This window comes from Symbiopectobacterium sp. (assembly GCF_051710365.1).
Classification (GTDB): domain Bacteria; phylum Pseudomonadota; class Gammaproteobacteria; order Enterobacterales; family Enterobacteriaceae; genus Symbiopectobacterium.
In genome coordinates this window covers 1-1568 of the sequence record NZ_JBPETA010000345.1, presented here as the reverse complement: position 1 = coordinate 1568, position 1568 = coordinate 1, and the positions used below count along the sequence as shown (strand labels likewise).

The following is a 1568-nucleotide window of genomic DNA, read 5'->3' as shown; positions in this document are numbered from 1 at the left end:
TTTAAAGGAATATCGACGGATCGCCACACGTTATGAAAAAACGGCAAGAAACTATCTAGCAATGGTGAAACTGGGCTGCATCCGCGTGTTTTACCACCGGTTACGCAATTAAGGGACACAGCCTAATGCAATAGTTCAGTGAACCAGCCTATCCACATGGCAAAGCCGCTATCAACGTAGCGGCCAGCCAGTAGGCGTTTTAAAAATTATTTATTGATTTCATTGAAAATCTTGTCAAAAACGCCACCGTCGTTAAAGTATTGGTCCTGCACTTTGGTCCAGCCGCCAAACTCTTCATCGATGGTCACCAGTTTCACCGGTGCGAATTGACCTTTGAATTCTTCAGCAATCTTGGCATTGCGTGGGCGGTAGAAGTTCTTACCGATAATGCGCTGCGCATCGTCGCTGTAGAGGTATTTCAGGTAGGCTTCAGCCTGTTTTTGTGTGCCTTTGCGCTCAACCACTTTGTCCACAACGGCAACCGGCGGCTCTGCCAGAATAGACAGCGACGGCGTGACGATTTCCAACTGATCGCCGCCCTGCTCTTTCAGTGACAGATAGGCTTCGTTTTCCCACGCCAGCAATACATCGCCCAGTTGGCGTTGTACGAAACTGATAGTGGCGCCGCGCGCACCAGTGTCTAATACCGGCGCATGGCGATAAAGTTCAGTCACAAATTTCATTGCGCTTTCATCACTTCCACCCGGCAGGTGCTTGGCATAAGCCCAGGCCGCCAGGAAGTTCCAACGCGCACCGCCGGAGGTTTTCGGGTTCGGTGTGATCACTTCTACGCCCGGTTTCACCAGATCGCCCCAGTCCTTGATGTTTTTCGGGTTGCCCTTGCGCACCAGGAACACAATGGTAGAGGTGTAAGGCGTACTGTTATCCGGCAAGCGTGCCTGCCACTTGGGATCGATCAGCGGCTGATTCAGATTCAGGGCATCAATATCGCCCGCCAACGCCAGCGTCACCACATCCGCCTGCAAGCCATCGATGACCGAGCGCGCCTGTTTGCCGGAACCGCCGTGGGAGTTTTTAATGGAAAGTGTTTCGCCAGTGGTTTCTTTCCAGTGTTTAATGAAGGCAGCGTTATATTCCTGATACAGTTCACGCGTTGGGTCATAAGACACGTTCAACAATTCCGTTGCCGCAGACGCAGCGCCCGCAAATAATACCGTTGCTGCTGCAAGAGATACTCCCAGACGACGTATTGACATCATTATCACTCCCTCAACATTTTTCGTAATTTGTGTAGTGTGTTTGGCGTGGTGCGGGCAATGGGCTCACAACATGGGGTGACAATAGAGGATAGGGGGTGGGGGCAAAAATATTGTTTCGCGATAATTTATGCTCTCGCGTTATATTCTTTGAGCCTATTCAGTTTTTTAAATCTAAGCAGATTACCGGCTCGCAGGCAGCAAAAAGGGGCCATCGGCCCCTTGGATCCGTCATTCCGCACCTACTTTAAGAATAAATTCGACGGTATCGCTCGCCGAGAACATCAACGATGGTCTTGTGAACAGAATTGAGGTTGGATACTTGTGGTGGTCTGTCACCAATACTGAACT

Annotated in this window: 1 protein-coding gene and 1 pseudogene; one reads left to right on the top strand and one right to left on the bottom strand. The window is 50.4% G+C overall.

Features of this window, described 5'->3' with window-relative positions:
• Positions 1-112, top strand: a pseudogene (locus ACTBDZ_RS17645) (IS5 family transposase); the annotation flags it as partial.
• 94 nt (positions 113-206) lie between these two features.
• Here ACTBDZ_RS17645 and ACTBDZ_RS17640 read toward each other — a convergent pair.
• Positions 207-1217 carry a sulfate ABC transporter substrate-binding protein gene (locus ACTBDZ_RS17640; protein ID WP_438816249.1) on the bottom strand — a complete coding sequence of 337 codons (1011 nt, stop codon included), beginning with the start codon at positions 1215-1217 and terminating at the stop codon, positions 207-209.
• Positions 1218-1568: the final 351 nt, after the last annotated feature.

What these genes read in the sequence shown, in the direction of transcription:
- ACTBDZ_RS17640 (WP_438816249.1), bottom strand. Translation starts at nt 1,217, where the DNA reads ATGTCAATACGTCGTCTGGGAGTATCTCTTGCAGCAGCAACGGTATTA.